Source organism: Glaciimonas soli (genome assembly GCF_009497155.1).
GTDB classification, from domain to species: domain Bacteria; phylum Pseudomonadota; class Gammaproteobacteria; order Burkholderiales; family Burkholderiaceae_D; genus Glaciimonas; species Glaciimonas soli.
In genome coordinates, this window is the sequence record NZ_WINI01000003.1 from 99333 (window position 1) to 126272 (window position 26940).

The 26940-nt window shown below is 49.3% G+C and carries 22 protein-coding genes; 5 read left to right on the forward strand and 17 right to left on the reverse strand.

Annotated features, from left to right (window positions below):
* Positions 1 to 108 precede the first annotated feature (108 nt).
* The 10 genes from GEV47_RS06580 to GEV47_RS06625 all read right to left on the reverse strand — a co-directional run bounded on the left by GEV47_RS06580 (position 109) and on the right by GEV47_RS06625 (position 10548).
* The gene (locus GEV47_RS06580) at positions 109 to 711 is read right to left on the reverse strand and encodes a methyltransferase domain-containing protein (protein WP_322741575.1); all 603 of its coding nucleotides are present in this window, start codon (positions 709 to 711) and stop codon (positions 109 to 111) included.
* Between the two features lie 45 nt (positions 712 to 756).
* Positions 757 to 2337 (reverse strand): ubiquinone biosynthesis regulatory protein kinase UbiB, encoded by a 1581-nt coding sequence (gene ubiB, locus GEV47_RS06585; protein ID WP_153233949.1) that lies wholly within the window; start codon positions 2335 to 2337, stop codon positions 757 to 759.
* The gene (locus GEV47_RS06590; RefSeq protein WP_153233950.1) at positions 2334 to 3041 is read right to left on the reverse strand and encodes a ubiquinone biosynthesis accessory factor UbiJ; all 708 of its coding nucleotides are present in this window, start codon (positions 3039 to 3041) and stop codon (positions 2334 to 2336) included. The genes ubiB and GEV47_RS06590 overlap by 4 nt, the downstream gene beginning before the upstream one ends.
* Before the next feature lie 95 nt (positions 3042 to 3136).
* On the reverse strand, positions 3137 to 4078 hold the full coding sequence (locus tag GEV47_RS06595; RefSeq protein ID WP_153233951.1) for a Tim44 domain-containing protein: 942 nt from the start codon (positions 4076 to 4078) through the stop codon (positions 3137 to 3139).
* Between the two features lie 46 nt (positions 4079 to 4124).
* Positions 4125 to 4859, reverse strand: coding sequence for a bifunctional demethylmenaquinone methyltransferase/2-methoxy-6-polyprenyl-1,4-benzoquinol methylase UbiE (gene ubiE / locus GEV47_RS06600; protein ID WP_153234261.1), 735 nt, complete (start codon positions 4857 to 4859; stop codon positions 4125 to 4127).
* 133 nt (positions 4860 to 4992) lie between these two features.
* Entirely contained in the window at positions 4993 to 6381 is a 1389-nt protein-coding gene (locus GEV47_RS06605; RefSeq protein WP_153233952.1) for an FAD-dependent oxidoreductase, read from the reverse strand.
* A gap of 56 nt (positions 6382 to 6437) precedes the next feature.
* Positions 6438 to 6995, reverse strand: a complete 558-nt coding sequence (locus GEV47_RS06610) for a phosphonate degradation HD-domain oxygenase (protein WP_153233953.1) — start codon at positions 6993 to 6995, stop codon at positions 6438 to 6440.
* On the reverse strand, positions 6992 to 8458 hold the full coding sequence (phnY, locus tag GEV47_RS06615) for a phosphonoacetaldehyde dehydrogenase (RefSeq protein ID WP_153233954.1): 1467 nt from the start codon (positions 8456 to 8458) through the stop codon (positions 6992 to 6994). Before phnY ends, GEV47_RS06610 begins: the two co-directional genes overlap by 4 nt.
* 76 nt (positions 8459 to 8534) lie before the next feature.
* Positions 8535 to 9758, reverse strand: a complete 1224-nt coding sequence (phnA, locus tag GEV47_RS06620) for a phosphonoacetate hydrolase (protein ID WP_153233955.1) — start codon at positions 9756 to 9758, stop codon at positions 8535 to 8537.
* A gap of 43 nt (positions 9759 to 9801) precedes the next feature.
* Entirely contained in the window at positions 9802 to 10548 is a 747-nt protein-coding gene (locus tag GEV47_RS06625; protein ID WP_153233956.1) for a phosphonate utilization associated transcriptional regulator, read from the reverse strand.
* Between the two features lie 383 nt (positions 10549 to 10931).
* Between GEV47_RS06625 and GEV47_RS06630 the strand changes: the two genes are divergently transcribed.
* A complete protein-coding gene (locus tag GEV47_RS06630; protein WP_153233957.1) occupies positions 10932 to 12056 on the forward strand; it encodes a 2-aminoethylphosphonate--pyruvate transaminase in 1125 nt (374 codons plus the stop codon).
* A 54-nt stretch (positions 12057 to 12110) separates the two neighbouring features.
* On the opposite strand, the gene GEV47_RS06635 is transcribed toward GEV47_RS06630, so the two are convergent.
* The 3 genes from GEV47_RS06635 to GEV47_RS06645 are packed head-to-tail and all read right to left on the reverse strand — an operon-like array spanning position 12111 to position 17011.
* Positions 12111 to 12542: a gamma-butyrobetaine hydroxylase-like domain-containing protein gene (locus tag GEV47_RS06635; RefSeq protein ID WP_153233958.1), complete on the reverse strand. Its 432-nt coding sequence runs from the start codon at positions 12540 to 12542 to the stop codon at positions 12111 to 12113.
* 13 nt (positions 12543 to 12555) lie between these two features.
* Positions 12556 to 12987, reverse strand: a complete 432-nt coding sequence (locus tag GEV47_RS06640; protein WP_153233959.1) for an HIT family protein — start codon at positions 12985 to 12987, stop codon at positions 12556 to 12558.
* A gap of 4 nt (positions 12988 to 12991) precedes the next feature.
* Positions 12992 to 17011 carry a DUF3683 domain-containing protein gene (locus tag GEV47_RS06645; RefSeq protein ID WP_153233960.1) on the reverse strand — a complete coding sequence of 1340 codons (4020 nt, stop codon included), beginning with the start codon at positions 17009 to 17011 and terminating at the stop codon, positions 12992 to 12994.
* 278 nt (positions 17012 to 17289) lie between these two features.
* Here GEV47_RS06645 and GEV47_RS06650 point away from each other — a divergent pair, with 278 nt between their 5' ends.
* On the forward strand, positions 17290 to 19908 hold the full coding sequence (locus GEV47_RS06650) for a BACON domain-containing protein (protein ID WP_153233961.1): 2619 nt from the start codon (positions 17290 to 17292) through the stop codon (positions 19906 to 19908).
* Between the two features lie 111 nt (positions 19909 to 20019).
* Here GEV47_RS06650 and GEV47_RS06655 read toward each other — a convergent pair whose 3' ends face one another.
* The 3 genes from GEV47_RS06655 to GEV47_RS06665 form a co-directional block, all read right to left on the reverse strand.
* A complete protein-coding gene (locus GEV47_RS06655; protein ID WP_153233962.1) occupies positions 20020 to 20349 on the reverse strand; it encodes an AzlD domain-containing protein in 330 nt (109 codons plus the stop codon).
* Positions 20346 to 21059, reverse strand: a complete 714-nt coding sequence (locus GEV47_RS06660) for an AzlC family ABC transporter permease (protein WP_153233963.1) — start codon at positions 21057 to 21059, stop codon at positions 20346 to 20348. Before GEV47_RS06660 ends, GEV47_RS06655 begins: the two co-directional genes overlap by 4 nt.
* A 74-nt stretch (positions 21060 to 21133) precedes the next feature.
* Positions 21134 to 21625, reverse strand: a complete 492-nt coding sequence (locus GEV47_RS06665) for a YqaA family protein (protein ID WP_153233964.1) — start codon at positions 21623 to 21625, stop codon at positions 21134 to 21136.
* A 134-nt stretch (positions 21626 to 21759) separates the two neighbouring features.
* Here GEV47_RS06665 and ilvA point away from each other — a divergent pair, with 134 nt between their 5' ends.
* The gene (gene ilvA / locus GEV47_RS06670; protein WP_153233965.1) at positions 21760 to 23286 is read left to right on the forward strand and encodes a threonine ammonia-lyase, biosynthetic; all 1527 of its coding nucleotides are present in this window, start codon (positions 21760 to 21762) and stop codon (positions 23284 to 23286) included.
* 65 nt (positions 23287 to 23351) lie between these two features.
* Here the strand turns inward: ilvA and GEV47_RS06675 are convergent, their stop codons facing one another.
* Positions 23352 to 25013 carry an L-lactate permease gene (locus GEV47_RS06675; RefSeq protein WP_153233966.1) on the reverse strand — a complete coding sequence of 554 codons (1662 nt, stop codon included), beginning with the start codon at positions 25011 to 25013 and terminating at the stop codon, positions 23352 to 23354.
* Between the two features lie 220 nt (positions 25014 to 25233).
* Between GEV47_RS06675 and queF the strand changes: the two genes are divergently transcribed.
* On the forward strand, positions 25234 to 26073 hold the full coding sequence (gene queF / locus GEV47_RS06680; RefSeq protein ID WP_153233967.1) for an NADPH-dependent 7-cyano-7-deazaguanine reductase QueF: 840 nt from the start codon (positions 25234 to 25236) through the stop codon (positions 26071 to 26073).
* 169 nt (positions 26074 to 26242) lie between these two features.
* Positions 26243 to 26926 carry a hypothetical protein gene (locus GEV47_RS06685; protein ID WP_153233968.1) on the forward strand — a complete coding sequence of 228 codons (684 nt, stop codon included), beginning with the start codon at positions 26243 to 26245 and terminating at the stop codon, positions 26924 to 26926.
* The last annotated feature ends 14 nt before the right edge of the window (positions 26927 to 26940 follow it).

The following is a 26940-nucleotide window of genomic DNA, read 5'->3' on the forward strand; positions in this document are numbered from 1 at the left end:
GTCCTAGGAAATAACAAGCGGCAAAAACAAGGCGGCAATTGTAGCAAAAACCCTGTTTTACCATTTTCAATACTTGGCAATATCGGCGAATTTACAACAAAATATAGCCTAAGGTTTCCTACGCCATACCTGCCAACGCTCTTTTCCTGCGAAGACAGCAATTGAGTCACTCACTGGCTGATCTTCGATCAAGTCGAAATAGGGATGCAATAATTGTTCCAACTCGGGACGGGCAATGCCAAATGGCGGGCCTTTGGGATGGTCATCAAAAAAGAAAAATCCTGCCACCTGCCCACCGACAGGTAATAACTCAGCCCAGCGCTGAACAATTTGGGGCCGCATTTTGGGTGGTAATGCGCAAAAAAAGGCCCGCTCATAGATCAAATTCAATGGCGCCCGCGGTACAAACGTAAAAAAATCGGCCTGCACCACGCAGGGAGCCCACTTACATAATATGGTTTGTGCACAAGTGACCGCCGCCGCAGAGAAATCGATTGCCGTGACATTCCACCCTGCTTCTGCCAGATAAGCCACTTCATAACCGGCACCGCATCCGGGAATCAAGACGGTGGCCGGCGTAGTCCGGCGCACATAGTCCTGCAACGCCAGTGGCACGTCGCCTTTATCCCAGGGCATGAAAGCTTGCTCAAAACGCTCATTCCAGAATTCAGGTGAGGCGGGATCGCGGACAGAAAAAATTGGCGTGTTCACTTGATCATTAAAAATAGAAAAAAACAGATTGGAAAAGCGCCATCATTAACCGCCAAAAATCCAACGGCCAAAACGCATATAAATCAAAGCCAACAACAATCCGCTCAGCACGCCGCCGCCAAAATACACCACGATTCCCAACAGGTGGTTGGTGCGTCGCTGCTCGGCCAGCAGTTGCAAGTTCACCTCATTGTGTTGGTGAGTTGCGCCATCTATCGTTTTACTTAATGCCTGATGTATCAAGCGCGGTATTTGCGGCAACAGCTTGCTATAACGTGGCACTTCGATTTTCAAATGCTGCACCAAACCGCGCCAGCCTAACTGTTCGCTCATCCAATGCTCCAGGTACGGCTTGGCGGTTACCCACAAATCCAGATCAGGATCTAATTGCCGCCCCAAACCTTCGACATTGAGCAAGGTTTTTTGCAGTAGTACCAGTTGCGGCTGTACTTCGATATTGAAACGACGCGAGGTTTGGAACAAGCGCAGCAAGACCTGCCCGAACGAAATGTCTTTCAACGAGCGATCAAAAATTGGTTCGCAACAAGCGCGTACTGCGGACTCCAATTCATCGACTCGCGTCTCTTTCGGTGCCCAGCCAGATTCGATATGCGCTTCGGCAACACGTTTGTAATCGCGCTGAAAAAACGCCAGGAAATTTTGCGATAAATAATCTTTGTCAAAATCATTCAGTGTGCCGACGATGCCGAAATCAAGCGCGATATAGCGACCAAACGTCTCTGGTGCCACTGATACCAAAATATTCCCCGGGTGCATATCAGCGTGAAAAAAACCGTCGCGAAATACCTGCGTGAAAAATATCTCTACGCCATCACGCGACAACTTCGGTAAATCAATTCCGGCGGTGCGCAGTTTATCGGTTTGCGAAATCGGGATGCCGTGCATGCGCTCCATCACGATCACCGATGAAGAGCAAAAATCCCAAAACATTTCTGGCACCATCAACAGCTTGGAGTCGGCAAAGTTACGGCGCAACTGACTGCCATTGGCCGCTTCGCGCATCAAATCCAATTCATCATGAAGATATTTATCGAATTCGCCCACCACCTCACGCGCCTTGACGCGTTTGCCGTCAGTCCATAGTCTTTCCACCCATCCGGCCGCGAAATGCATCAGCGCGACATCTTCATCTATGGATTTTTTCATGCCGGGACGCAGCACTTTAACTGCCACATCACGGCCATCTTTCAACACGGCGAAATGCACTTGTGCAATCGATGCTGAAGCAACCGGTTCGCGCTCAAAGCTGGCGAACAATTCGTCTGGATGTGCCTTTAATGATTTTTCGATTTGCGCAATCGCCAGGTCAGAACTAAAGGGTGGCACTCTATCCTGCAAATTCGATAATTCGTCAACAATGTCACCGGGCACCAAGTCACGTCGCGTAGATAGCACCTGTCCGAATTTAATAAAGATCGGCCCCAGTTCCTCCAGTGCTTTGCGCAAACGCACACCACGTGGCGCCGATAAATCGCGCCAAAACATGATCGTATTGATCACTTTAGAAATGCGTGGCGCATCAAAGCCAGACATGGCAATATCATCCAGCCCATAACGCAGCGAGACACGCACGATTTTTACCACGCGAAGAAATTTCAATATCATTGTTGATCAGTCTTAGATTTACTGTGTTTTGTTAACGGCGTTATTTCCGCGCTGGTGCGCCGGGAATGCTCCGTGCGTTCCATCCGCTCTATACGTTTAGTCATGCGCTCGACATCATCCCGCAATTTCGTCACTTCGTCGGTCAAATCTGACACCATCTGAGGACGCACTAACAGTGGCTGCTCTTCCAAAAAATACTCAGCAAGATTTTCTGCAATTTTTTGATGCGTGCTGATACCCGTTGCAATAACCGATTTGGCAGCACCCACCAAGCGTACGGCGGCGATATCACCGACCAATTTGCTCAGATCATGTTCGGCATCCCAACGTAACGATTGCGCTACTTGCGAAATCGCGTTGGCCAGATCGGCATCACCGTCAATTTTCACATAAGAAAACGCACGCTCACGATTCTGCGCCATCAACGGCACATCGGTTAATTTGAGTCGGATGGTCACGTTGGGAGCAACGGCATCAGATTCGGTCGTTGCGTCGGCTGCTGACATTGCCGTTGCAGGTGACTGCAGCATACCGTCATCGGTAATTTCCCATGTCAGCACCAACGCACCTGCATCAATGCAAGCGATTTTTCCTGCATGCACGGCAAGCTGGCGCTGAGCCCAGGGCTCTTGTGCCAACAAGTGGTTGATAGTGGCGGTAATTGGAGTAAGAGTCGAAAGCATCAATGGCGTCAGAAAGTTCATTATTAAAACAAAACCGCCCGCGATGACTCACGGGCGGCCTAAGTTTAACAGGTAAGCAAAGTTCAACTAGCTGTCAAAATACTATCAGCTCACCGTCAACCAACTTGCTGTATCCCGGCCAAAGTCCAGCCACCCTGCCCTGATAAAGGTTTAGACAAATTCCACACCTCGGTAAAGGGTTCGGCTGAGGCCTCTGGTTTTTCTTTGATCAAGCCGCTGAATTTCACGCTGGCCAGATAATCGCTGCCTACCGTTTCTATTCCCAGCAACTCGGCATCAAGTTGCACCACGTCGGTATTGTTAGGATTAACACCGCGTTCCTGTATTTGCATACGCAATTCAGCAAACATTTCTGGTGTGGTGAATTCACGAATATCGTTGATGTCAGCTTTATCCCACGCAGCTTGCAGGCGAATAAAATAAGTTTTGGCACTGCGGACAAATCCTGGGACATCGAAATCAGCAGGAATCCCCCAAGGTGCGGCGCTATTTTGCGCTGTCGATGCGCCAAGCCCAGACAGACCACCCATCCCTGAGCCACTCAATCCTGAACCGATCTCTGGTGTATTGCTAACAAGATTATTATCAGCGTACGCATTTGGGTAGGCTGCGCCAGCAGGTGCGGCATTCGGAGCGGTTCCCCCACCAACACGACGCTTCAACATTCTCACTACGAAAAATGCGGCCAACGCTAATAAAATCAGGGTGAAGAAGGAACCACCACCTCCTCCGGCTCCGCCACCTAAGTGTGAGAACAGGCTACCTAACCCCAAACCCAACAATGCGCCGCCGAGTATCCCTTTCATCGGACTGGCTGGCGCTGGTGCAGCGGCTGGCGCAGGTTGGCGGACCTGGCTCGGTTGATTGGCGTAGGAATTTTGCGGAGCGCGACTAGGCATAGAGCGACTCACGCCAGAAGACTGCCGGCCAATTGAACCGCCGCTGCCCAAACGCGCTGCATCTGCATACGACATTGGCAACAAACTCATCGCCAAAGCACTAACGATCAAGGTCAATAATGCGAGTACTTTTTTCATAACACCTCCAAAAAGGATAGTTACTGCTTAGTTATAGCTTTATTAGTTATAGCTTTATTCCAGTGTGCAAAGCTGCCACACCAGCAGTCAGATTGAAATATTGCACTCGCGATAAACCTGCGTCTTGCAACATCTGCTTCAAAGTTTCCTGATCTGGGTGCATGCGAATAGATTCAGCAAGATAGCGATAACTTTCTGCATCGTTAGCTATTTTTTTGCCTAGCCAAGGTAGTACCGAGAAAGAATACACGTCGTACGGCTTTTTCAGCGCCTCAGTGACTTTGGAAAATTCCAGCACCAACAGTTTTCCGCCCGGCTTTAACACCCGACGCATTTCTGCCAGTGCCACATCTTTATGCGTCATGTTGCGCAGACCAAAAGCAACTGAAACCCGATCAAAATAGTTATCGGGGAATGGCAATTTTTCTGCGTCACACAGCATGGTGGGGATAGACAAGCCCTTATTCAAGACGCGGTCACGGCCGACACGCAACATGGATTCATTGATATCAGTCAGCCAGACCTCGCCGGTAGGCCCCGCGCTTTTCGCAAATGCTTTTGCGAGATCGCCGGTGCCGCCGGCGATATCGAGGACCTTAAACCCAGGCCGGATTCCCGCTTGCGCTATGGTGAAAATCTTCCAAACCCGGTGCAAACCGGCCGACATCAAATCGTTCATGACGTCGTATTTAGCCGCGACTGAGTGGAAAACTTCTGCGACTTTATGAACTTTGTCTTCTTCTGCGACGGTTTTGTAACCGAAGTGCGTGGTATTGGTCATGTTGGCAACTTTGTGAGAACAGAGTTGCATTATACAAGTGCTGAGCGTTGCGCTGCACATAGACAGAACTTACATAGGGGACTTATGCAAAACAGAGGCGGGTATCGTTTTTTTGCATAAGTGCCAACGCCGATTAAGCCTTATCCGCCTTCCCCGCTGCATTTGCCAATTTACTAAGCATTTGATCCAGCATCCACGGCTTTTGCTCTAAATCTTCAGCCCGCTCTTTACGACGAATCGCATTGCGAACGATGATAGAACCCAGATAACGAATCGGTTCTGGCGGAAACATGCCACGCGGACCATCAGTCAAAGGACTGCGACTCCATGGATTATCGCTACCTAAAACCAGCGACGATAAAATTTGGCCACCCATATAACTAGGACCGACACCATTGCCGGAATAACCAAAACCGTAAAAAATGTTCGGATGATCGTCGAGCCTGCCGAAGAAAGGAAAGCCGGTAACCGATCTATCGGACGGGCCGTTCCAACTGGCAGTAATGGGAACATCGCGCAACTCGGGAAAAAAGTCATGCAAACTTTGCGTCATCTGCGCCTCGTAGGGTGAACGCTGATCAAACACCGGCAGGATTTTGCCGCGCCATGCGAAAGTATTGCCGCCCTTGCCTAGCATCAGACGGCCATCTTCGGTGCTGCGATAGTAGTACACAAAGGTGCGTGAATCCAAAACCGAAACGCCATCTTTCAGGCCGATCTTTTGTAGTAGCTCAGGGCACTTTTCGGTAATCACCATATCACTGGATACCACGGCCAGAGTCCGCTCAAATTGCGGGAAGCGACTTGCCATCCAGGCATTAATTGCCAGCACCATTTTGCCAACTTGCAGTGTGCCGGCCGGTGTTTTGATTGTCACGCTGGAACCCGGTTCAAACGTCAACATCGGCGTTCTTTCGTAAATCCGTATTCCCATTTGCAACGCTACGCGGCGTAAGCCACGCACCAGTTTTCCAGGATGAACCGTCGCAGCCATCGGCGAAAACACTCCCGCCAGATTACGTGCTGACCCTGAACGTTGCTGCACCTCTGTCGCTGACAATGCATGAAATGAATTAATACCATGCCTATCGAGTTCTGTTAATACCGGATCCAGAATTCCCATCTGCGCCTGCGTGGTCGCAGTGTATAGCGTGCCATCTTGTCGGAACTCAGCGTCGATCTGATGCTCACGGCAAAAAGCGGCAATGTGCGCCACGGCAGCTTCTGATTCTTTTGCCAGGCGCACTGCTTCAGTTTCGCCGAACAAGCGCTGCAAAGTGAAAAATTTTGTCGTCCACGTCAAGACACATCCACCATTGCGGCCGCTGGCGCCAGCGCCGCATAAATCGCTTTCAATGATGGCAATATCTAACGCCGGATTTTTTTGTTTCAGTTGGATTGCTGTCCACAGTCCGGTGAAGCCACCGCCGACAATGCCGACGTCGGCGCGTTGCGCGCCTTGCAAAGCCGGGGCTAATTCACCATCTGTAAAAAGGGCTTGCTCTAACCAGAAAGGACGCATAAAAGAATCACTTAGAAATCAAAAAAGAACGGCAGGCCGGATCGCAGTTGCATAAATCATGTAGCGATATCCATCCTGCATGCGGCCATCAGCTCAGCAAAATGCGCCATGCCCGGCGTAGGCATCTCTGCATCTTTTGCCAAATCATCCCAAAGCCGTAACTGAACTGCTTCTGCAGCATAAGGCTGATTGATAAATGCCTTAGCTTCTTCTGCAGAAAATATTCCGCCCTGCAAAGTCAGACTACGCTTGGAATCTTCTGACAATTTAGCAAAATAAGCGCTATCAACGGCGCACAAATAGCGCTTGGCATCGACGTGCATGCGTATCGGTTCCAGCACCGCAGCGCTGAATAAACCACGCAAAAAGGGAATCGCGAAATATTGATGCGCATCGTCGATGCCGCGTGCAGAAGGCGTATCACCCTGTTGATTCAGCAGGTGGCCCAGATCGTGCAATAGTGCCGCACTGATCAATTCTGTTGACGCGCCCGCTTGTTCTGCCAGCGTTGCTGTTTGCAGCGCATGCTGCAATTGCGTCAATGGTTCACCAGAATACATTTGATGACCATGCGCTTCAAACAGCGCATTGATTTGGGGGATAGTAATCATCAACCTATCCAAGGTAAGGAATAAGTTTTGGTATTGCTGAAGCTTTTCATCGCCTCTTGCACACCTTCTTTATAGCCCAGACCGGAGTCTTTGATGCCACCGAATGGCGTCAATTCCAAACGATACCCAGGCACTTCGCGCACATTGACACTCCCGACTTCCAGCTCGCGAATAAAGCGCGTGATGTAATCCATGCGATTGGTGCAAACGGATGACGACAAGCCATATGGCGTCGAATTGGAAATCCGAATCGCGTCGTTGATATCGGTGCAACGTATCACCGGCGACACCGGGCCAAATGTTTCTTCAGCCACCAACTGACAATCAAAAGGGACATGATCTAACACCGTAGGCGCGTACAGCGCGCCGTTGCGTGTGTTACCAAACAACAGCTTGGCACCATGACTTTGCGCGTCATTGACTTTGGCCTGGAACTCCATCGCCGCACGCGCATCGATCACACTGCCCATATCGTTTTGCAGATTCATAGGATCGCCGAATTTCAGTGCACGTGTTTTGCTCACCAACAGATCAACAAACTCATCGGCGACAGCTTGATGCACAATCATCCGTTTAATCGCGGTGCAACGCTGTCCGGAATTTTTATACGAGCCAGACACGGCCAGTGTTGCGGCCTCTTCGATATCCGCATCCTCCATCACGATGATAGGATCATTGCCGCCCAATTCCAAGATCTGGCGTTTGTAGACGGCTTTTCCTGCAATGTATTTTCCGATTGGCACACCACCAGTGAAGGTGACCAAATCAACGTCTGCATTGGTCAGCATTTCGTCGGCAATTTCTTTAGGATCACCAGTAACGACAGAAAACATTTCTGGCGGCAGCCCCGCTTCATACAAAATATCCGCAAGCAGCAATGCCGAAAATGGTGTTTTCTCGGTTGGCTTGAGCACCATGCGATTATTCGTCGCAATGGATGGCGCGACTTTGTGCGCAACTTGATTCAGCGGATGATTAAACGGTGTGATAGCAGCAATCGCGCCCAGCAATGGCTCTTTCATCGTATAGACTTTGCGCTGCTTGCCGTGCGGCGTCAGATCGCATGAGAATACCTGACCATCATCAATCAACGCTTGATTAGCAGCGAACACAAACACATCGCAAGCGCGGCCAACTTCATACAACGTATCTTTTTTGCACAAGCCGGATTCGGCAGTGATCAAGTCAGAAATGGCGTCGGCATTTGCACGCAGCAAAGCAGATGCCTTCAGCATAATTTGCGAACGATCGTAGCGTGTTAATTGGGATTTGAATTGGCGGGCGCTGCGGAACGCATCTTGAATATCGCCGACAGTTGCCTTGGGAATTGTTCCGACCAGTGCGCCGCTGTAGGGATTAAACACTTCGATTAGTCGTTCGTTGCCAACCAACTTCCCTGCAATCCGCATCTTTTGATGGAGTGGCTCACCTTGCTTCAACTTGCTTAACTCGTTCAGCATCGACATCTTATTTCTCGATTTTTGATTAATACAGGGTTATTAATTCCTCTCCGCCGATTGCGGGCAGGAGGAAAACTACGTTTTAGATTGCGCTATTCATTGCCAGGTACATGACATCAAAATTACGTAAGCGATGGTCGCTTGGAATCGGTGCCAGTTTGCGATTAAAAATCAACGGAACACGCTGCTCTGAAATCCCGCCATGCGAGCGCAACGGCAATGTCAGTTCTGATAGATCGTGACGTGTAGCAGCAGTGCCGATCACCGTTAAGCGTTCGCTGACGACGACCAGATCGCCGATACGATCCGCTGGCAATTCGAACTTTTTCGCGGCTTCGTCGCGCGTTAATACCAATTCAATTCCGAATATCGCGTTGATTTTCGCCGCCACCTTATTTAGATCCGTACCGTCGTTTAGATACACCGTGGCATAAGAACCCAATGCTCCGTGATGTACAACATACGGATCCGTGATCGGTAAAATGACGCGCGTCGTGCCACTGCCACATTGTGCATCCAACACATCTTGCAAATAAATGACATTCGGTTTTCCGGCGCCGTCTGTCTTCGCATTCATGCCGTGATCTGCGGTTAATCCGATCACCGCACCCAATGCATCGAGCTGCGTCAGATAGTGATCCATCATGGCGTAGAACGCATTGGCACCCGGCGTTCCGGGAGCGTATTTATGCTGTATGTAATCGGTAGTCGATAGGTACATCAGATCTGGGCTTTGCTGCTCTAATATGCGGACACCTGCGGCGAACACAAATTCCGACAGCTCTGCGCTGTACACTGATGGCAACGGCATGCCAACCAACTCTAATACGTTCTCTATCCCGTTCTGCTCCAGCGTTACTTGATCGGCCTTCTCTGCAGAAAAACAAATGCCATGCATTTTATGACCAAGTAACCCGCGCAATTTGTCCTTGGCGGTTACGACCGCGACCTTCGCTCCGGCATCGGAAAAGGCGGCCAAGATCGTCCCGGCACGTAGATATTTTGCGTCATTCATCATGACTTCCTGATTCGCTTCACGATCCAGAAAATAGTTTCCGCAAATCCCGTGTACCGATGGCGGGACGCCAGTGACGATAGATAAATTGTTTGGATTGGTAAAACTCGGGACTACGCAATCTCCGCTGAGAATGGTGCCTTGTTCAACCATTTTTTTCAGAAACGGCGTAACACCGGCTTGTATCGCCTGATTGATATATTCCTGCTCGCAGCCGTCAACACAAACAATTACGACGGGTTGCTTCATCATTGGATAACGACGACCATTGACTTCTATAACGTTGGACATGCACTAGCCTTTTTATCTAAAAATAATTCGTATTGAAAGCCGATTACTGACGCGCTACAAGATCGCCAACTGGCTCTAAATGCAATTCGGCATCACTCTGTACTGCCAGTGCACGATGCATACGATCGCGCCCAGCTAGTGCATGTTCACGCATGATGCTGCCGGCGTCTTGCGCGTTACCTGTTGCAATCGCTTCGACTATCTTGTGATGTTCAGCGATCGAGGTTGGCAAGCTTCGGTTTCTGGCCAATTCCGCCAATGCTGAACGGCGAAATAAACTCAGTTCGTTGACCAGGCGACGGTAGGTATGAATGAGCTTTTGGTTATTGGTCATATTCAATAACAAATCATGAAACACCAGATTCATCGCCGAATAGCCGTCGACATCGTCGCTGGCGACCATGCCGTCCATACGACTAAGCAGCGTGTGCAACTCCTGGATTTGCGCTTCGGTGATAGTGGTTGCCAGTTTGCGGCCAATCAACTCATCCAATGCTGCACGGACTTCATAAATATCGTCCGCCTCTTCCGTTGAAATCTGCCGTACAAAAACGCCGCAATTTTTTTCCTGCTGAACCAGACCAACTTCTTCCAAGGCACGAAATGCTTCACGCACTGGGCCGCGTGAAACGCCTAGCATTTCCGCCAATGAAACTTCATTCAGCTTGTCGCCAGCAGCCAAGTCGCCTGCCAGAATCATGCGCTCCAGCTCTTGCTGGACCAAAGACGGTAAGGAGTTTTTCTGAAGCAGAGCAATGGTGCTCATTGTGCGGTTTGCGATATTCGTCATCTGGGAGCTATCTTTTTTCATTCACGATGATTGCATTCTAATGTAATTTTCTGTAGATTGTCTACAAAATACATAATGCAATTTGAAAATGACTAAAAATACCCCGCTGAAACAAGGCCTCCATTAGAACAATGTTTTATTACCGGATGATGAAGTGCGCCGTTTGATAAGCACATTCACCAACAACTGATCATTAAATAGCAATTAATTAAGCAAGAACAAATAATGAATTTGGAAATCGTCGTCATTCCCGCGAACGCGGGAATCCATCTTACGAAACTTGGATCTCCGCGTTCGCGAGGATGACGACGGCATTATTTAAATGGATTATTTGGTATTGCTTAACAAATTTAGAACCTACCCGCTTCACGAAAAGGAAAAACATGAGCTTAGTTAGCCGCGACCCCATTCTTCTCACGCCCGGTCCATTAACCACATCACTCGCGACCAAAACTGCGATGCTGCGTGACTGGGGTTCATGGGATGCGTCGTTCAACGCCATCACCATCGACATGCGCAAACACTTGCTGACTATCGCCAATGCGCATGACAACCATGTCTGCGTGCCCATGCAGGGCAGTGGCACGTTTTCGATTGAAGCCGCCATCAACACATTGTTACCGCGCGACAGTCATATGCTGGTGTTGATCAACGGTGCCTACGGTAAACGCATGGCAAAAATCATCAGCATGATGGGGCGTAAAGTATCGGTATTTGAGACAGCAGACGATGTCTCCGCTACCGCTGCTGATGTCGAGCGTTTATTGGAAAGCGATCGCAGCATCAGCCACGTCGGCGTGATTCATTGCGAAACCAGCACCGGTATTCTTAATCCGCTACGTGAAATCGCACAAATCGTCGCTCGCCATCAACGCAGCCTGATCATTGATGCGATGAGTTCTTTCGGTGCGCTAGAAATTGATGCGGCAAAGATTCCGTTCGATGCCCTGATCGCCGCCAGCGGCAAATGCATAGAAGGTCCGCCGGGAATGGGTTTTGTGTTGGTGCGCAAAAGCGTGCTGGAACAATCCGAAGGCAATTCCACTTCGCTGGCGCTGGATCTGTACGATCAGTGGTCTTATATGGAGAAAACCACGCAATGGCGCTTTACGCCGCCGACTCACATCGTGGCGGCATTTCATCAAGCCTTAATTCAGTTTGTTGCTGAAGGCAGCCAGGCCGCACGATTTGCGCGCTATCAAAAAAATTATGAAGCATTGATGGCGGGTATGGAAGAACTTGGCTTGAAGCCATTCCTTGATCCAAAAATCCAGGCGCCTATCATCGTGACGATGCATGCTCCCGACAGCAGCCACTACGATTTCAAACGCTTTTATAACAGCGTGCGCGATAAAGGATTTATTTTATATCCGGGAAAACTGACACAAGCAGAAACCTTCCGCATCGGCTGTATCGGCGCGATTGGCGCTGAAGAAATGCGGCAGGCTGTGCATGCGATTGGTGATGCGTTGCAGGAGATGGGAATTAAAACGAAGAATATTGAATAAAGTGATCTGACGCTGTCCACGAAAAACGATGTCTTTCGTGGACAGAAATCTTTGCTAAGCGCAGCCGTGCCCACCCGCCGTTTTGGCTGTCATCGGCAAGTCGCGCCCTGCTTCACGGCCATGACCAGCGTCATCCAGACGACGCAAATAATCTTCCCACAACGCGTCCTGCTCGCTGCCCAATTTATAGAGATAAGGCCAGGTGTAAATGCCACTGGCATGACCATCGGAAAAAGTTGGCTTCACCGCATAATTGCCAACAGGATCAAGCGCTGCCAGCGTCACATTGCGCTTGCCGGTTTGCAGCGTCTCTTGTCCTTCACCATGGCCTTGCACTTCAGCCGATGGTGAATACACACGCATCAATTCAAATGGCAATGAGAACGTTGCGCCATCATCAAACGTTACGTCCAGCACTTGTGACTTTTGGTGCGCTGTGAATGCTACCGGGATCGGCGTTGGTGCGGATTGTTTAGAACCTAGCATGATGTTTTCCGCTTTAGTTAAGACTGTTTTTAAAATCTGCCTGCATTGCAATTTTCAACGCTGGCAATACGGCACGACGCTGTGCCAATGCGGCCGGTTCTTCCTGATTGATTGCGCCCCACACCGGATTCGGGAAATGCACATCGTCCAGATAGCGTGGTATCACATGCCAATGCAAATGCGGCGTCATATTGCCAAAACAAGCCAGGTTGATTTTTTCTGGCTGCATCACACTACGAATTACCGTTTCGACTTGCCAGACTGCTTGCATAAAAATGTTTCGGTCAGCAGCCGACAAGTCGGTCATTTCTTTGACATGCGCATTCCAGATCACGCGACAAAATCCCGGGTACTGCGCATCATCAATCAAGACCACCCGGTATTTTTCGGTGCGATGAAGAACTTCTCCACCGTCACCACTACACAGTTCGCAAGGCTTTGTCATGGTTTTATACCAATACGCGTTCTATACCGCCACTGTTTGCACGACTGACATATTCAGGTAACCAGTTTTCACCAAGAATATGCTTCGCCATTTCAACCACGATGTAATCCGCAGTCGTGCCGGAATCATCGTTATAGCGCGTCAAACCCTGCAAACAGGATGGGCAAGAAGTCAGGATTTTGACATCCCCGGCAAAACCATCGGCGCGTACTTTATCTGCGCCTTTGATCATTTCTTCTTCTTTGCGGAAACGTACCTGGGTCGACACATCAGGGCGACTCACTCCGAATGTACCGGATTCGCCGCAGCAGCGCTCATTCTTTTCAATCTTCTGATTGTCGACTGTAGTAATTAGCGCATTCACCGTTTTCAGCGGGTCCTGCAATTTCATCGGGCTGTGGCAAGGATCGTGATACATGTAGCGCGTACCGCTGACGCCTTCCAGCTTCAGATTTTTTTCAAGCAGATATTCATGGATGTCCATGATGCGACAACCAGGGAAAATCTTCTCAAACTCATAACCTTGCAACTGATCGTAGCAAGTGCCGCACGATACGATGACGGTTTTAATGTCGAGATAATTGAGCGTATTCGCCATGCGATGGAACAGCACGCGATTGTCGGTAATAATTTTTTCAGCTTTGTCGTAATCACCCGAACCACGTTGCGGATAACCACAGCACAGATAACCCGGCGGCAAAACCGTTTGCACACCGACATGCCACAACATCGCTTGCGTAGCCAAACCGACTTGCGAGAATAAACGCTCAGAACCACAACCAGGGAAATAAAATACTGCCTCAGTTTCTGCTGATGTGGCTTGCGGATTACGGATAATAGGGACGACTTTGTCGTCTTCAATATCAAGCAATGCGCGCGCAGTTTTCTTCGGCAGATTGCCAGGCATTTTCTTATTGATGAAGTGAATCACCTGTTCTTTGATCGGCGCTTTACCTATCGTCGATGGCGGCGCTTTGGTCTGTTTTTTGGCAAACTTTTTCAGTACGTCATTACCCAACCGTTGCGCTTTGAAACCCCAATCTGTCATGACTTTGCGCGTCATATTAATCGTCGCCGGATCTTTGGCGTTGAGGAAAAACATCGCTGCCGTAGTACCGGGATTGAATGATTTTTTGTTCATCTTGCGCAACAAATTGCGCATGTTCATTGAGACATTACCGAAGTCGATATCGACCGGACATGGCGTCACGCACTTATGACAAACCGTGCAATGGTCAGCGACATCTTCAAACTCTTCCCAGTGTTTGATGGATATCCCGCGGCGCGTTTGTTCTTCATACAAAAACGCTTCGACCAGCAACGACGTCGCCAGAATTTTGTTACGTGGTGAGTACAACAAATTAGCGCGTGGCACATGTGTTGCGCACACTGGCTTACACTTACCGCAACGCAGACAATCTTTGACGCTGTTGGCAATATCACCGATATCGCTTTGCTGCATGATCAACGATTCATGCCCCATCAAACCGAATGATGGCGTATAGGCATTGCGCAAATCGGCGTCGAAACCGGGCAAATTCAACAACTTGCCTTTATTGAAGCGGCCTGTCGGATCGACACGTAATTTGTAATCGCGGAATTCGCTGATTTCCTCTTCATGCAAAAACTCCAGCTTGGTAATCCCAATCCCGTGCTCACCCGAAATCACACCATTCAGCGAACGCGCCAATTCCATGATGCGTGCGACGGCAGCATGCGCATCTTGCAGCATTTCGTAATGATCAGAATTGACCGGCAAATTGGTGTGGACATTGCCGTCACCAGCGTGCATGTGCAGCGCAACGAAGACGCGACCGCGCAAGACTTTTTTGTGGATCGCCGTGCATTCGTCCAGTATCAGCTTGAACGATGCGCCATTAAAGATTTGACGCAGTTGTGCGCGCACTTCCTGTTTCCACGAAATCTGAATAGTGCGGTCTTGCACTACATCAAACACGCGTGCCGTCGGTTGTTGAACCAGGCGTTGTTGAAACGTGACCTGCAGTTTTTCTAAACCTAGCTCTACCAATTTTTCTTTGGCATCTAATAATGGCAGATCCAAATTCGTTAACAAATATGTCCAACGCGCCTTGGCATTATTTAATAAATCTTCTGCCTGATGCACACGATCTTCAAGCAATTCTGCAGCGGGGATATCGTCGCCATCTGCATCTTCGCTCTTGCCTAAAGGCAGATTGCCTTTAGCGATAAATGCTTGCAAGCCGTCGATCAGTTGCAGTTTGTTGCGAATCGACAGTTCAATATTGATGCGCTCGATTCCATCGGTGTATTCGCCCATGCGATTGAGCGGAATCACCACGTCTTCGTTAATCTTGAACGCGTTGGTATGCTTAGAAATCGCCGCTGTACGCGCGCGGTCTAACCAGAATTTTTTACGCGCTTCCGGACTAACAGCAACGAAACCTTCGCCCACGCGATTGTTCGCCAGACGCACCACTTCCGATGCGGTATGCGCAACGGCATTCTCATCGTCACCAACGATATCGCCAAACAAGGCCATTTTTGGCAGCACGCCGCGTTTGGATTTAGTGCTGTAACCCACAGCACGTAAATAACGCTCGTCCAGATGCTCTAAACCGGCTAAACGGATAGACGAAAATGCAGGATCGCCATTTTTTGGCAAGCTGTCGAGATAGTCTTTAATCTCCACGATCGACGGAATCGCATCACGCGCCTGTCCGAAAAATTCCAGACAAACGGTGCGTGTGAATTTTGGCATCTTGTGCAAAATCCAGACGCCGGAAGTGATCAAACCATCGCAACCTTCTTTTTGAATCCCAGGCAAACCCGCCAGGAATTTATCGGTCACATCTTTCCCCAGACCTTCTTTGCGGAACTTGCGGCCTGGAATTTCCAGAATCTCGGTTTTAAATACCGCTTCGGCCGGATGACCTTTGGCGGCAGGATGGCGCCAATCCAGTTTAAAACGCGCCAATGGCGTGTCGTGTATCTTGCTCAGATTGTGATCAAGACGCGTTACTTCCAGCCAATCACCGTTCGGATCAACCATCTTCCAGCTCGCCAGATTGTCGAGCGCAGTTCCCCACAATAGCGCTTTTTTACCACCCGCATTCATGGCGATATTGCCGCCTATACAGGATGCTTCGGCGGAAGTCGGATCAACCGCAAACACGAAACCAGCTTTTTCAGCAGCATCGGAAACACGTTTGGTAACGACACCCGCACCAGAAAAAATAGTGGCGTATTCAGTCTCCAGACCCGGCAAGATTTTCATCTCCACCGCGCCTAATTGCTCCAGTTTTTCAGTATTGATCACCGCAGATAACGGTGTCAGCGGAATCGCGCCGCCGGTGTAACCAGTGCCGCCGCCGCGTGGGATGATGGTCAGCCCAAGCTCGATACAGCCCTTAACCAAGCCCGCCATTTCATCTTCACCATCCGGTGTCAACACCACGAACGGATACTCAACCCGCCAGTCAGTGGCATCCGTCACATGCGAAACACGCGACAAACCGTCAAACTTGATATTGTCCTTAGCGGTGTAACGGCCCAAAATTCTGTTGGTACGTTTACGTAAATCGTAGGTTTGCTTGAATTCATCAGCAAACGAGGCAATCGCCTGGCGCGCGGCCTTCAGCAGTGCTTCCACCTTGGCGCTACGAATATGCCCGTCAGCATCGTCGCCTTCGGCCAATTCGGTATCCATCCGTCGCTTATCGACTTCCGCCAGACGATGGTTAAGCGCATCGATCAAGGCCTGACGACGCTTAGGATTATCAAGCAAATCATCTTGCAAATACGGATTACGCCGCACCACCCAGATATCGCCCAACACTTCATACAACATGCGCGCCGACCGACCGGTCTGGCGCTTGCCGCGTAATTCATCGAGTAATTTCCATGATTCCTCGCCGAGCAAGCGGATCACGATTTCACGATCGGAAAACGACGTGTAGTTATAGGGAATCTCACGCAAACGCGTAGGAGTGGCGCCGTTAGGGGCATCAGACATCAGGGCTGGAATTTGTACGGGGGCGTTCATGAGTTTGAGATGGTGGAATACCGCTAAAAACGCATTTTAGCGCATCGCAACAATTTGCGATGACAAGGTGTTATTTACTGCGTCTTTTTTGAGTGAATTTATCAGAATTACTTAAAAAGCATCAATTAAAGTCGTTACATTCGAACCCGGCATAACTAACATCAGAAAGTTACACACAATCATTTGTTTTTATAACAAAATTTCCAATTGGCAATTATACTGCCGGCCTCTCAATAGAGTCATGGCTTACATGACCAAATTATAAAAAAGGGGATTTTATGCAAAAACTGTTGTCGGTACTTTTGATTACGTTATGTCTCACTGCTTGCGGCGGCGGGGGTGGTGGAGGTGGCTCGGCGTCCTCAGCTTCAGCAAACAATGCAGCAGCAACCCCGGCATTAACATTTTCGCCAGCCAGTATCACACAAACTGTGCCGGAAGGCGCCACAAGTACGATCAATATCTTAGCCACCGTAAATACGCCCTCAAATTTTAGCGGCGCTACTGCAGTTTATGCTTATGTCGTCGACGGTACAGGTGTACTGCTTCCGACTACCCAAATCATTCAGAATTCACCAACGCAATACAGTGTCATTCTGCAAACGGCTGCAACACTGGCACCAGGCGCTCACCAAGGTAATTTTACGGTTGAGTTGTGTAAAGACAGCAAATGCGCGAGCCAATTTCCCGGTTCCCCTATGCAGTTGCCTTATGCGATTCAAGTCACTTCAGCTTCCGCGCCTTTTAGTGCCAGCGCGGCTATGCCTGCCAACGCTTTCATGAGTGAAGGCGGCGCATCACCTTCCCCGACAGTCATCAACGTCGCAACGACCGGTCTGACATGGACAGCCACCAGCACTCTTAACTGGGTATCAATAACTAACCCAACAGGATCAGGCAACGGCAGCTTCACCTTACATTATGACGGCTCGCAATTGGGCGCGGGGCAGTATAGCGGCGTCGTGACGGTGACCGCTAGCGATGGACAGGTTTCTACGATCCCTGTCGCACTAACGATACAGGGTGGAGAACTCATTACAAACAGCTCCAGCGTCTATTTCAACGCTATTAACGGTGCCCCGATTCCATCGCAAAACATCACTTTTGGCCTCGCTGATGGCGCTGCAGATAGTTGGACGATAAGCAGCGACTCAATTTGGCTTACAGTTACCCCGCAGACAGGCTCAATGCCTGGACTTGCTACATTCAGTGCCAATCCGACTTTGGGCAAGCTCAGCAGTGGTACTTACACCGGAAATGCGCGACTAAGCTCATCAGCAAGCACATCAAGTCTGATACCGGTTCAGTTGCAATTGACTAAACCTACACTGTCGTTATCAACTAACAGTGTGGCATTGGGAGGAACTTATGGGCGAGACTTCACAACACCACAATCGCTCACATTGGGCTTAAACACTGCCACCAATGCATGGCCTTGGACCTTATCTCAATTGCCACCATGGGGCAAAGCCAGTGCATCAAACGGGACGGTTAATCAAGCAGGTTCAAGTGTGAATTTCACGGCGAATGCCAGTGCTCCAGTGGGAACAACGACGGCGATATTCAATGCGGTTGTTGCGGTCAATGGTGACACGCTAAGTACACCTGTCGCATTGACGATCAACAAAGATCAGCACAAGATTCTAGCGTCACAAACAGGCGTTGCATTTGCATCGACACCGACATGGTCGCGTCTGACAAAGTCCCTGACAATCAGTGACAATTATGGGCAAACGCCAAACTGGAGTGCTACGTCGAATCAATCTTGGATAAACATTAGCCAGAGCGGCAATACCCTTACGCTTAGTGCTGATCCGACCAGTCTGCCTATCGATACGACTAACTATGCCACGATCACACTTAGTTCTAGCGATTCGACGATTAGTGCGCCTGAACCTATCAAAATTGCGTTGTGGAAGGGATCAACAACACCAACGGCGATGACGCAAATACAGCAGGCTTACACCAATATCATTGCAGACCCAATACGGCCATTTGTATACGTAAATAATGGTGGCAATTCCGTAGATGTTTATAACATTTACACAGCGCAAAAAACTGCTACCGTCAGTGCCCTTGGAACATCCCTAGACAATATGACCATCAGTTCTAACGGCGATCATCTTTATGCTTTAGACACCAGCAGCAATAATCTGATTGTAGTTAATCTAATGACCCCGACACCGACCAAAATCAATTCCTGGTCTTTGAATAGCTCTTTACCCGGTCAGGCGGTGAATATGGCGCCAAATCAAATACTGTCGATTAGACCGAATGGCGTTGAAATCATATTAACGAATAGTGGCACTGAGTATCTGGCATCAAGCGGAAAACCTCTCGCCACTATCAACACTAATCCTAGTAGCGCTTGGTACGATATGGCCGCGTCGGCGGATGGTAAACGCGTTTATCTTCAGGGGGATACATCACCTCAAATCAGCACTGTGAGTTCCTTTGTTTATAATCTTGATTACTCTGAGATGGGCGGGGGTACTCTGTTTTTTGCACAGGAAGCGGCTATTGCTTATGACGGATCGGACATTGCAGTTAGTGCCGACGGCAGCCGTTTATACTCTACCGCTGGCGGCACAAGTCAATGCCATCAAATTGTCCCGGACGATCTACTTCTTGTAAGTTCACTGCCTTCTACTGGAGGTACATCTCCAAACAATGTCAAAGTTGGCAGCGATGGTAGGGTCTACTGTGGCATCACTAGCTCTGGCAATACTGCAACTGCCATCTGGGTCTTTAGTATCAATGGCACCTTATTGACAAGCTTCAACATTATTGGGCATGGTGATTTGCTTGATCGGCAAATGGCTGTATCGGGAGACGGCTTAATTGTGACCGCCCTTGCCGGCAATTCAGTTCTGAGCATCATCCCAGTTGGCCCTTAAACCGCTTCTGACTAGTCTCTAAAAAAATAGCGTACGCATTGCGTACGCTATTTTTATTTGCAGCGATCTTGCCGTTGAACTCTATCGTTTTTTACTCTTATCCATCAACAATCAAAATCCCCCCAGCACCCAAAACTGCCATCCAAAAAACACCGCCAGCCCAACCGCAATCGTCAACAACTGCCGATGCGTTACAGCGCAAATCAATATCGCCACGCTAGCTGCAATCAATTGCGGATTACGCCAGGTCAACTCCAATCCCGTACCATGCGGCGACAAGATCATCGGAACGATAATCGCGGTCAGCACCGTTACCGGCACGAAAGCGAGTGCGTGTTTCAATAACGGTGGTAGCACCACGCGTTCACCCAATACGAAGATTGCGGCTTTGATGGCAACGGTAATCAGTGACATGCCAATAATCATTAACGTGTAGCTCATTTCGCCACCTCCTCTTTATTTTTCCAGCGCGACAATATCACCCCAACAATCACGCCTGCGAACACCGCAGCCATCAAGCCTAACTTGTACGGCAAATCTTGCAGCAGATAAGCACTGGCACCGGCGACTAAAGCTGCACCCAGTTGCGGCATCTGTTTGAGTTGCGGAACGATGATGGAAATGAAAGTGGCAACCATCGCAAATTCCAGACCTAATGATTGCAGTTGCGGGAAAGCGATGCCGAACAATAATCCGATCAAGGTCCAGAACTGCCAGTTGGCGTACATCGCGACGCCCGATCCCAGAAAATACCAGTGACCTAACGGTTGATGCGGATGTTTGACGTAATGACTATTAACCACCGCGAAGGTTTCGTCGGTCAATAAAAAACCCAATCCGAAACGCCAGCGCAAAGGCAATTGCGCGACATGCGGCAACAGCGTCGCTGCGTACAACATATGGCGCAAATTGACGATCAGGGTCGCCAACAAAATCACCGGCAGGCTCGCTTGTGCAGCGACCATGCCGAGCGCAATAAACTGACTGGAGCCGGCAAACACCGACAGCGACATCAATTGCCCCTGCCATGCTGCCAGATTGGCGCTCACCAGCGAACCAAAAATCACGCCGAATGGTGCAGCGCCAACCAGCATAGGAATCGTATCGCGCGCACCGGCGGAAAATTGCGACATTCGTGTGGGTTCTGACATGAAACTATCTCTCGTTAAAGATTATTGATATGGATGCAAATACTCTATTCACAACCATTCCGTATGGTCGTGCACTATGCCAGCCACTGCCCCACCTGATGCCAAAATCCATCAGGCACTTTAAGGAGCAACCAGACCATCGCAACATAACGCAAGAATTTACCTATCGCCATATAACCCACGCAAGGCCAGAATGGCAACTTTAACCAGCCGCCCAAACTGCACATCGGGTCGCCGATTCCCGGCAACCAGGCAAGCAACATCGATTTGGCGCCAAACCGCTCCAACCATGGAAACCAGCGGCTATGTCGTTCTTTGGCGAATACTTGCTTGGCACCATAACCCATCCAGTAATTGACCACACCACCTAAGGTATTGCCAATCGAAGCAACGACGATCACCGCCCAGAACATGGCAGGATTTGCTTTGATCACGGCGAAGACAGCGGGCTCCGATCCCATCGGAATCAAGGTGGCTGCGACGAAGCTGATGATAAAAACAGAACTCAAACCCACTGTTGGAATAGCGAGTGTTTTCAATAACCAAAGGACAGCAGATTCAAACATTAGGAGCAATTCGTGAGGGTGTCGGTGATAATCAGAGCGCTTTATTATAATGGAGTGCATATTTCGGTTATATTTCTATAACTTAGAAACACTTATTTCCAACCCTGTTACGCGCATCTTCTCCCAAGCTGATCATGACCATAGATTATTTACAGAAAATATTAACCGCCCGTGTCTACGATGTTGCAGTTGAGTCGCCCTTAGAACTGGCGCCAACGTTGTCACAGAAAATAGATAACCAAATATATTTGAAGCGAGAAGATATTCAAGCCGTATTCAGCTTCAAGCTGCGCGGTGCGTATAACAAAATGACCAGTTTGACGCCTGCACAGATGAAGCGCGGTGTGATTTGCGCATCGGCGGGCAATCATGCACAAGGTTTGGCGCTGTCTGCCGCAAAACTGGGTTGCCGTGCCGTGATTGTGATGCCAACGACTACCCCGCAAGTCAAAGTCGATGCAACCCGCGCACGTGGCGGTGAAGTGGTGTTATTCGGCGATTCGTATACCGACGCCTACAACCATGCGTTGACACTGCAGAAAAAACACAAGCTGACCTTTGTCCATCCATTTGATGATCCAGAAGTGATCGCCGGGCAAGGTACCGTCGGCATGGAAATTTTGCGTCAGCATGCAGAACCGATACACGCGATTTTTGTACCGATCGGTGGCGGTGGTCTGATTGCTGGCGTGGCGGCGTACGTAAAAGCAGTGCGTCCGGAAATCAAAATCATCGGCGTGCAAACCGTCGATTCCGATAGCATGGCGCGCAGCTTAAAAGCCGGTCGCCGCGTCACGTTAGGTGATGTTGGTCTATTCGCAGATGGCACTGCCGTCAAACTGGTAGGCGAAGAAACTTTCCGCCTCGCCAAGCTGTACGTCGATGAAGTCATTTTGGTCGATACGGCGGCAGTGTCTACGGCAATCAAAGATGTATTTCAAGATACCCGTAGCATTTTAGAACCATCTGGCGCGCTGGCCGTGGCTGGTGCCAAGGCTTATGTAGAACGCGCCAAAGGCACACGCAAACCCATCAAAAACCAAGCGCTGGTGGCGATTACATCTGGTGCCAACATGAATTTTGATCGCTTGGGTTTTGTGTCAGAAATGGCCGATCTCGGGCAATCACGCGAAGCCGTTTTTGCAGTGACGCTACCCGAAGAGCGCGGCAGCTTCCGTCGACTTTGTGAGTTAATTGGTGATCGTAATGTGACCGAATTTAACTATCGCATCAGCGATGAAAATGCGGCACATGTTTTCGTCGGCCTGCAAACAGCGACGCAAAATGAGTCAACGCAGATTGCGAAGAATTTCGACAAGCATGGCTTTAAAACACTGGACCTGACGCACGATGAACTGGCAAAAATTCATATCCGTCACCTGGTTGGTGGTAAGAGCCCGTTGGCGAAAAATGAATTACTCTATCGTTTTGAATTTCCGGAGCGCCCAGGCGCGTTGATGCGCTTCTTGAATAGCATGGCACCAAATTGGAATATCAGTCTGTTCCATTACCGCAGTCAAGGTGGCGATGTTGGAAAAATTTTGATTGGCTTGCAAGTGCCGAAAAATGAAATGAAAGTCTTCCGAAGTTTTCTGGATGGATTGGGTTATCGCTATTGGAATGAGAGCGACAATCCAGTGTATAAATTATTTTTGGGGTAACACGAAAAAAGACGCCATTTCTGGCGTCTTTTTTTACATCAATTTAAATTTCCGATATCTTATCTTCAGCGCACAACCATGTAAGTAAACGGCACCACATATGCTTGCAGCATCACCACAAATCCTACCAGCGATGCCAGTGCGATCGAGTGGAAAAACACATAACGCAAAATTTCTCCTTCATGGTTCACCCAGCGTGTCGCGGTAGAAGCTACCACGATAGACTGCGCATCGATCATCTTGCCCATCACACCCCCAGAACTGTTAGCTGCGCCCATCAAGTTGTGGGATAAACCCAATTGATCTGCTGCGACCTTTTGCATGCCGCCGAACAGAACGTTGGATGCCGTATCCGAGCCGGTTAACGCGACCCCCATCCAGCCCATCATGGTCCCGAAAAACGGATAGAGCCAACCCGTATTCGCAAAAGCCAAACCAAGCGTAGAGTCGCTGCCGGAATAACGGGTTAATGTCCCGATACCAAGCATTAACGCGATAGTCAGTAACGAAAAACGTACCAGCCAAATCGTGCCGCCAAAATTCTTGACCAGCTGCCATGGACTGTACTTCATGATCAAGCCGCCAACGAACGCTGCCAGCAGAATACCGGTACCGGTAGCTGATAACAGACTGAAGGAATAGACCGCATCTTCAACTTTCGGCATTTTGACTACTGGCGGCATTTTTTGTACCAATTGATGCAAACCGTGAATCGGAAATGCCGGTGAGAACAGGCCGTTTAACCACACCTTCACGGGAGGCAAACCCCAGAGAAAAACGAATACCGTCAAAATGAACCATGGCGTCCATGCACGTATCAGCGCAGCGCTATCATGCTTCTGCGGAGCGCTAACTGACTGCGCGGACTCTCCTTCGTGATGGCGTCCCTTGAGAGAGACTGAAGTCCAAATCGTTTTTGGTTGCCAGATGCGAAGAAATAGCACCAGCGCAGACATAGACACGAGAGAAGAAATTACATCGACCAATTCCGGCCCAATATAGTTGGAAACCAAAAATTGTGAAATGGCGAAGCTGGCACCAGTAACCAAAATAGCGGGCCAGACATCCCACATACCTTTGCGTCCGGCAAAGGCCCAGATCAACCAGAACGGAATCAGCAACGAAAAAAACGGCAATTGACGTCCTATCATCGCCGATAGCGCCATGACATCGTAACCATGTACTTTCGCCAGCGTCAGCACCGGTGTGCCGAGCGCGCCAAATGCGACTGGCGCAGTGTTGCCGATCAACGACAAACCGGAAGCGGCCAGAGGCGAAAAACCGAGTCCGATTAAGATCGCTGCCGTCACCGCAACCGGCGTGCCGAAACCAGCTGCGCCTTCAAAGAAAGCCCCGAAGGCAAATGCAATCAATAACAATTGCAAACGCCGATCTTGTGTAACCCCGGCAATGGAATCCTGGATGATTTTGAAATTGCCGTTTTTCTCGGTAAGTTGGTATAGAAAAATGATGTTGAGGACAATCCAGCCTATCGGCAACAAACCGGTAAGTATCCCCAAAAATGCAGCATTAGCAGCCAACCCCGCTGGCATGCCATAGGCAAAAATGGAGATCACCAGTGCCGTTATCAATCCGGCAGCGGCAGCGATATGGGCCTTCCAACGCAAAAACCCCAAACCGACCAAAAGAACAACTACCGGCAAGGCGGCCAGCAAGGTCGAAATCACCATATTATGAAATGGGTCGTATATTTGTTGCCAAATCATGATTGTCTCCTTGTTTTTCCTTCTTTATTATTTCTTGTTGGAAACTATAGATTAGCCCTATTTCGCATCTTTCACACGGAATTTGCAGCCATCCTTCATAAGAGCGCGTCTCGCCAGATCGGTGTGGGGTAAGCCTCTTTTTTGTTGAAAAAAACTGACTAGCGCAAAACATTCACGGCAATCTGGCAAAATACGGTCTTTCCGCAAAAAGCCATCCATCATGACCGTTCCTCACACTCCCGACGCTTCGCCACTGGGCAAACCGGCAACTTACATTGCGCAATATGACCCCTCTCTATTGTTTCCGATTGCCCGTTTAGGTAAACGGACAGAAATCGGCATCACTGGAACCTTGCCATTTTTTGGTGTGGATATCTGGAATGCATATGAAGTGTCATGGTTGAATTCGCGTGGGAAACCGCAGGTCGCGATTGCGACAATTACAGCCCCGGCAGATTCGCCCAACATCATTGAGTCGAAGTCATTCAAACTCTATTTGAATTCATTCAACCAAACTAAATTAGCCAGCCCGGAAGCACTACTGGAGTTGCTGCGCACAGATTTATCCGCAGCTTTCGGCGGGCCTGTCCAAGTTGTATTAACCGGGGCTGACGCCTTTGTCAACATGCAGTTAGAAGAACCGGAAGGTTTGTTGTTGGATCGACTGGATATTGAGGTAAGTGACTATCAACCTATGCCGAGCCTGCTCAGCACCGATCGCAATGCGGTGCCAGTCGAGGAAACGCTGGTGTCGCATTTGCTTAAATCGAATTGTCTGGTAACCGGCCAGCCCGATTGGGGTAGCGTACAAATTCACTATGTCGGCACACCGATTAATCAAGAAGGTTTGCTGAAATATTTGATCAGTTTCCGTGATCACAATGAATTTCATGAGCAATGTGTGGAGCGTATCTTTATGGATATTATGCAACGCTGCGCTCCGCAGAAACTGGCTGTGTATGCACGCTATACACGCCGCGGCGGTCTTGATATCAATCCTTGGCGGAGCAATTTTTCGACTGGAAAGCCGCCGTCAAATGCGCGCCTGGCGCGCCAATGATGGCTCAATCAATCTGACAAAATAGCTTGTTTTGATGTTTTTATTGTAACAATACGTGTAAATCAAGGAAAATATGGCCCAAATCGTCATACTTCCTTGAGTAAGCACCGTACCTCTTCAATGAGGTTCACACATTTTCTTCTTAATAAGCCCATATTTATAAGCCCATATGTCCAGAACTACCTCTTCTTTCTGCGCAGCTTTTATTGCGGCAGCCTTAGTTTCAGTAAGCGCTTATGCGCAGACCTATACCAGCGTAGATACCCAGCAAAGCAGCACCGCCACTGCACCACCATCCGCACAACCGGCCACTTATGGGCCGCTAAACACCAGCACGGATAGCAACGTTAATCCGGGCTGGTGGAAACAAACCACCAACAGCATTCTGGATCGCCTGGACTACATTACGAATAACGGCTCGATGGAATTATATGTTCCGGGCTATTCTTATCATGGTCGCGGCACCTATACCCGCGAACGAATCGACGAACTGAATGAAGAAGCTTGGGGTATCGGTGGCGGTCGTACTATCCGTAATGCTAGCGGCAATGATGAATCGGTCTACTTCCTCGCCTTCGCAGACTCTCATTCAAAGCCTGAGCTACATCTTGGCTATGCTTATGAATGGGTATTTGGCATTCCCAAAACTCCGCTTGAAATCAGCGCTGGCTATACGGCGATGTTGATGAGTCGTGCCGATTACTTCCATCATTTCCCGTTCCCAATGGCACTGCCACTGGCAGGTATCGGTACGAAAAAAGCAAAATTAATGTTCAGTTATGTGCCTCGCCTGTCTAAAAACAAAGGCAATGGCGATGTATTGTTTATCTTTACACGTTTCCAGGTTGATTAAGCCAGATCAGCAAG

Bases quoted from the DNA above. Each gene is read 5' to 3' on its own strand.
- ubiB (WP_153233949.1), bottom strand. From the start codon at position 2,337: ATGATATTGAAATTTCTTCGCGTGGTAAAAATCGTGCGTGTCTCGCTG.
- GEV47_RS06590 (WP_153233950.1), bottom strand. From the start codon at position 3,041: ATGAACTTTCTGACGCCATTGATGCTTTCGACTCTTACTCCAATTACC.
- GEV47_RS06595 (WP_153233951.1), bottom strand. From the start codon at position 4,078: ATGAAAAAAGTACTCGCATTATTGACCTTGATCGTTAGTGCTTTGGCG.
- ubiE (WP_153234261.1), bottom strand. From the start codon at position 4,859: ATGACCAATACCACGCACTTCGGTTACAAAACCGTCGCAGAAGAAGAC.
- GEV47_RS06605 (WP_153233952.1), bottom strand. From the start codon at position 6,381: ATGCGTCCTTTCTGGTTAGAGCAAGCCCTTTTTACAGATGGTGAATTA.
- phnY (WP_153233954.1), bottom strand. From the start codon at position 8,458: ATGTCGATGCTGAACGAGTTAAGCAAGTTGAAGCAAGGTGAGCCACTC.
- phnA (WP_153233955.1), bottom strand. From the start codon at position 9,758: ATGTCCAACGTTATAGAAGTCAATGGTCGTCGTTATCCAATGATGAAG.
- GEV47_RS06625 (WP_153233956.1), bottom strand. From the start codon at position 10,548: ATGACGAATATCGCAAACCGCACAATGAGCACCATTGCTCTGCTTCAG.
- GEV47_RS06630 (WP_153233957.1), top strand. From the start codon at position 10,932: ATGAGCTTAGTTAGCCGCGACCCCATTCTTCTCACGCCCGGTCCATTA.
- GEV47_RS06635 (WP_153233958.1), bottom strand. From the start codon at position 12,542: ATGCTAGGTTCTAAACAATCCGCACCAACGCCGATCCCGGTAGCATTC.
- GEV47_RS06640 (WP_153233959.1), bottom strand. From the start codon at position 12,987: ATGACAAAGCCTTGCGAACTGTGTAGTGGTGACGGTGGAGAAGTTCTT.
- GEV47_RS06645 (WP_153233960.1), bottom strand. From the start codon at position 17,011: ATGAACGCCCCCGTACAAATTCCAGCCCTGATGTCTGATGCCCCTAAC.
- GEV47_RS06650 (WP_153233961.1), top strand. From the start codon at position 17,290: ATGCAAAAACTGTTGTCGGTACTTTTGATTACGTTATGTCTCACTGCT.
- GEV47_RS06655 (WP_153233962.1), bottom strand. From the start codon at position 20,349: ATGAGCTACACGTTAATGATTATTGGCATGTCACTGATTACCGTTGCC.
- GEV47_RS06660 (WP_153233963.1), bottom strand. From the start codon at position 21,059: ATGTCAGAACCCACACGAATGTCGCAATTTTCCGCCGGTGCGCGCGAT.
- GEV47_RS06665 (WP_153233964.1), bottom strand. From the start codon at position 21,625: ATGTTTGAATCTGCTGTCCTTTGGTTATTGAAAACACTCGCTATTCCA.
- ilvA (WP_153233965.1), top strand. From the start codon at position 21,760: ATGACCATAGATTATTTACAGAAAATATTAACCGCCCGTGTCTACGAT.
- GEV47_RS06675 (WP_153233966.1), bottom strand. From the start codon at position 25,013: ATGATTTGGCAACAAATATACGACCCATTTCATAATATGGTGATTTCG.
- queF (WP_153233967.1), top strand. From the start codon at position 25,234: ATGACCGTTCCTCACACTCCCGACGCTTCGCCACTGGGCAAACCGGCA.
- GEV47_RS06685 (WP_153233968.1), top strand. From the start codon at position 26,243: ATGTCCAGAACTACCTCTTCTTTCTGCGCAGCTTTTATTGCGGCAGCC.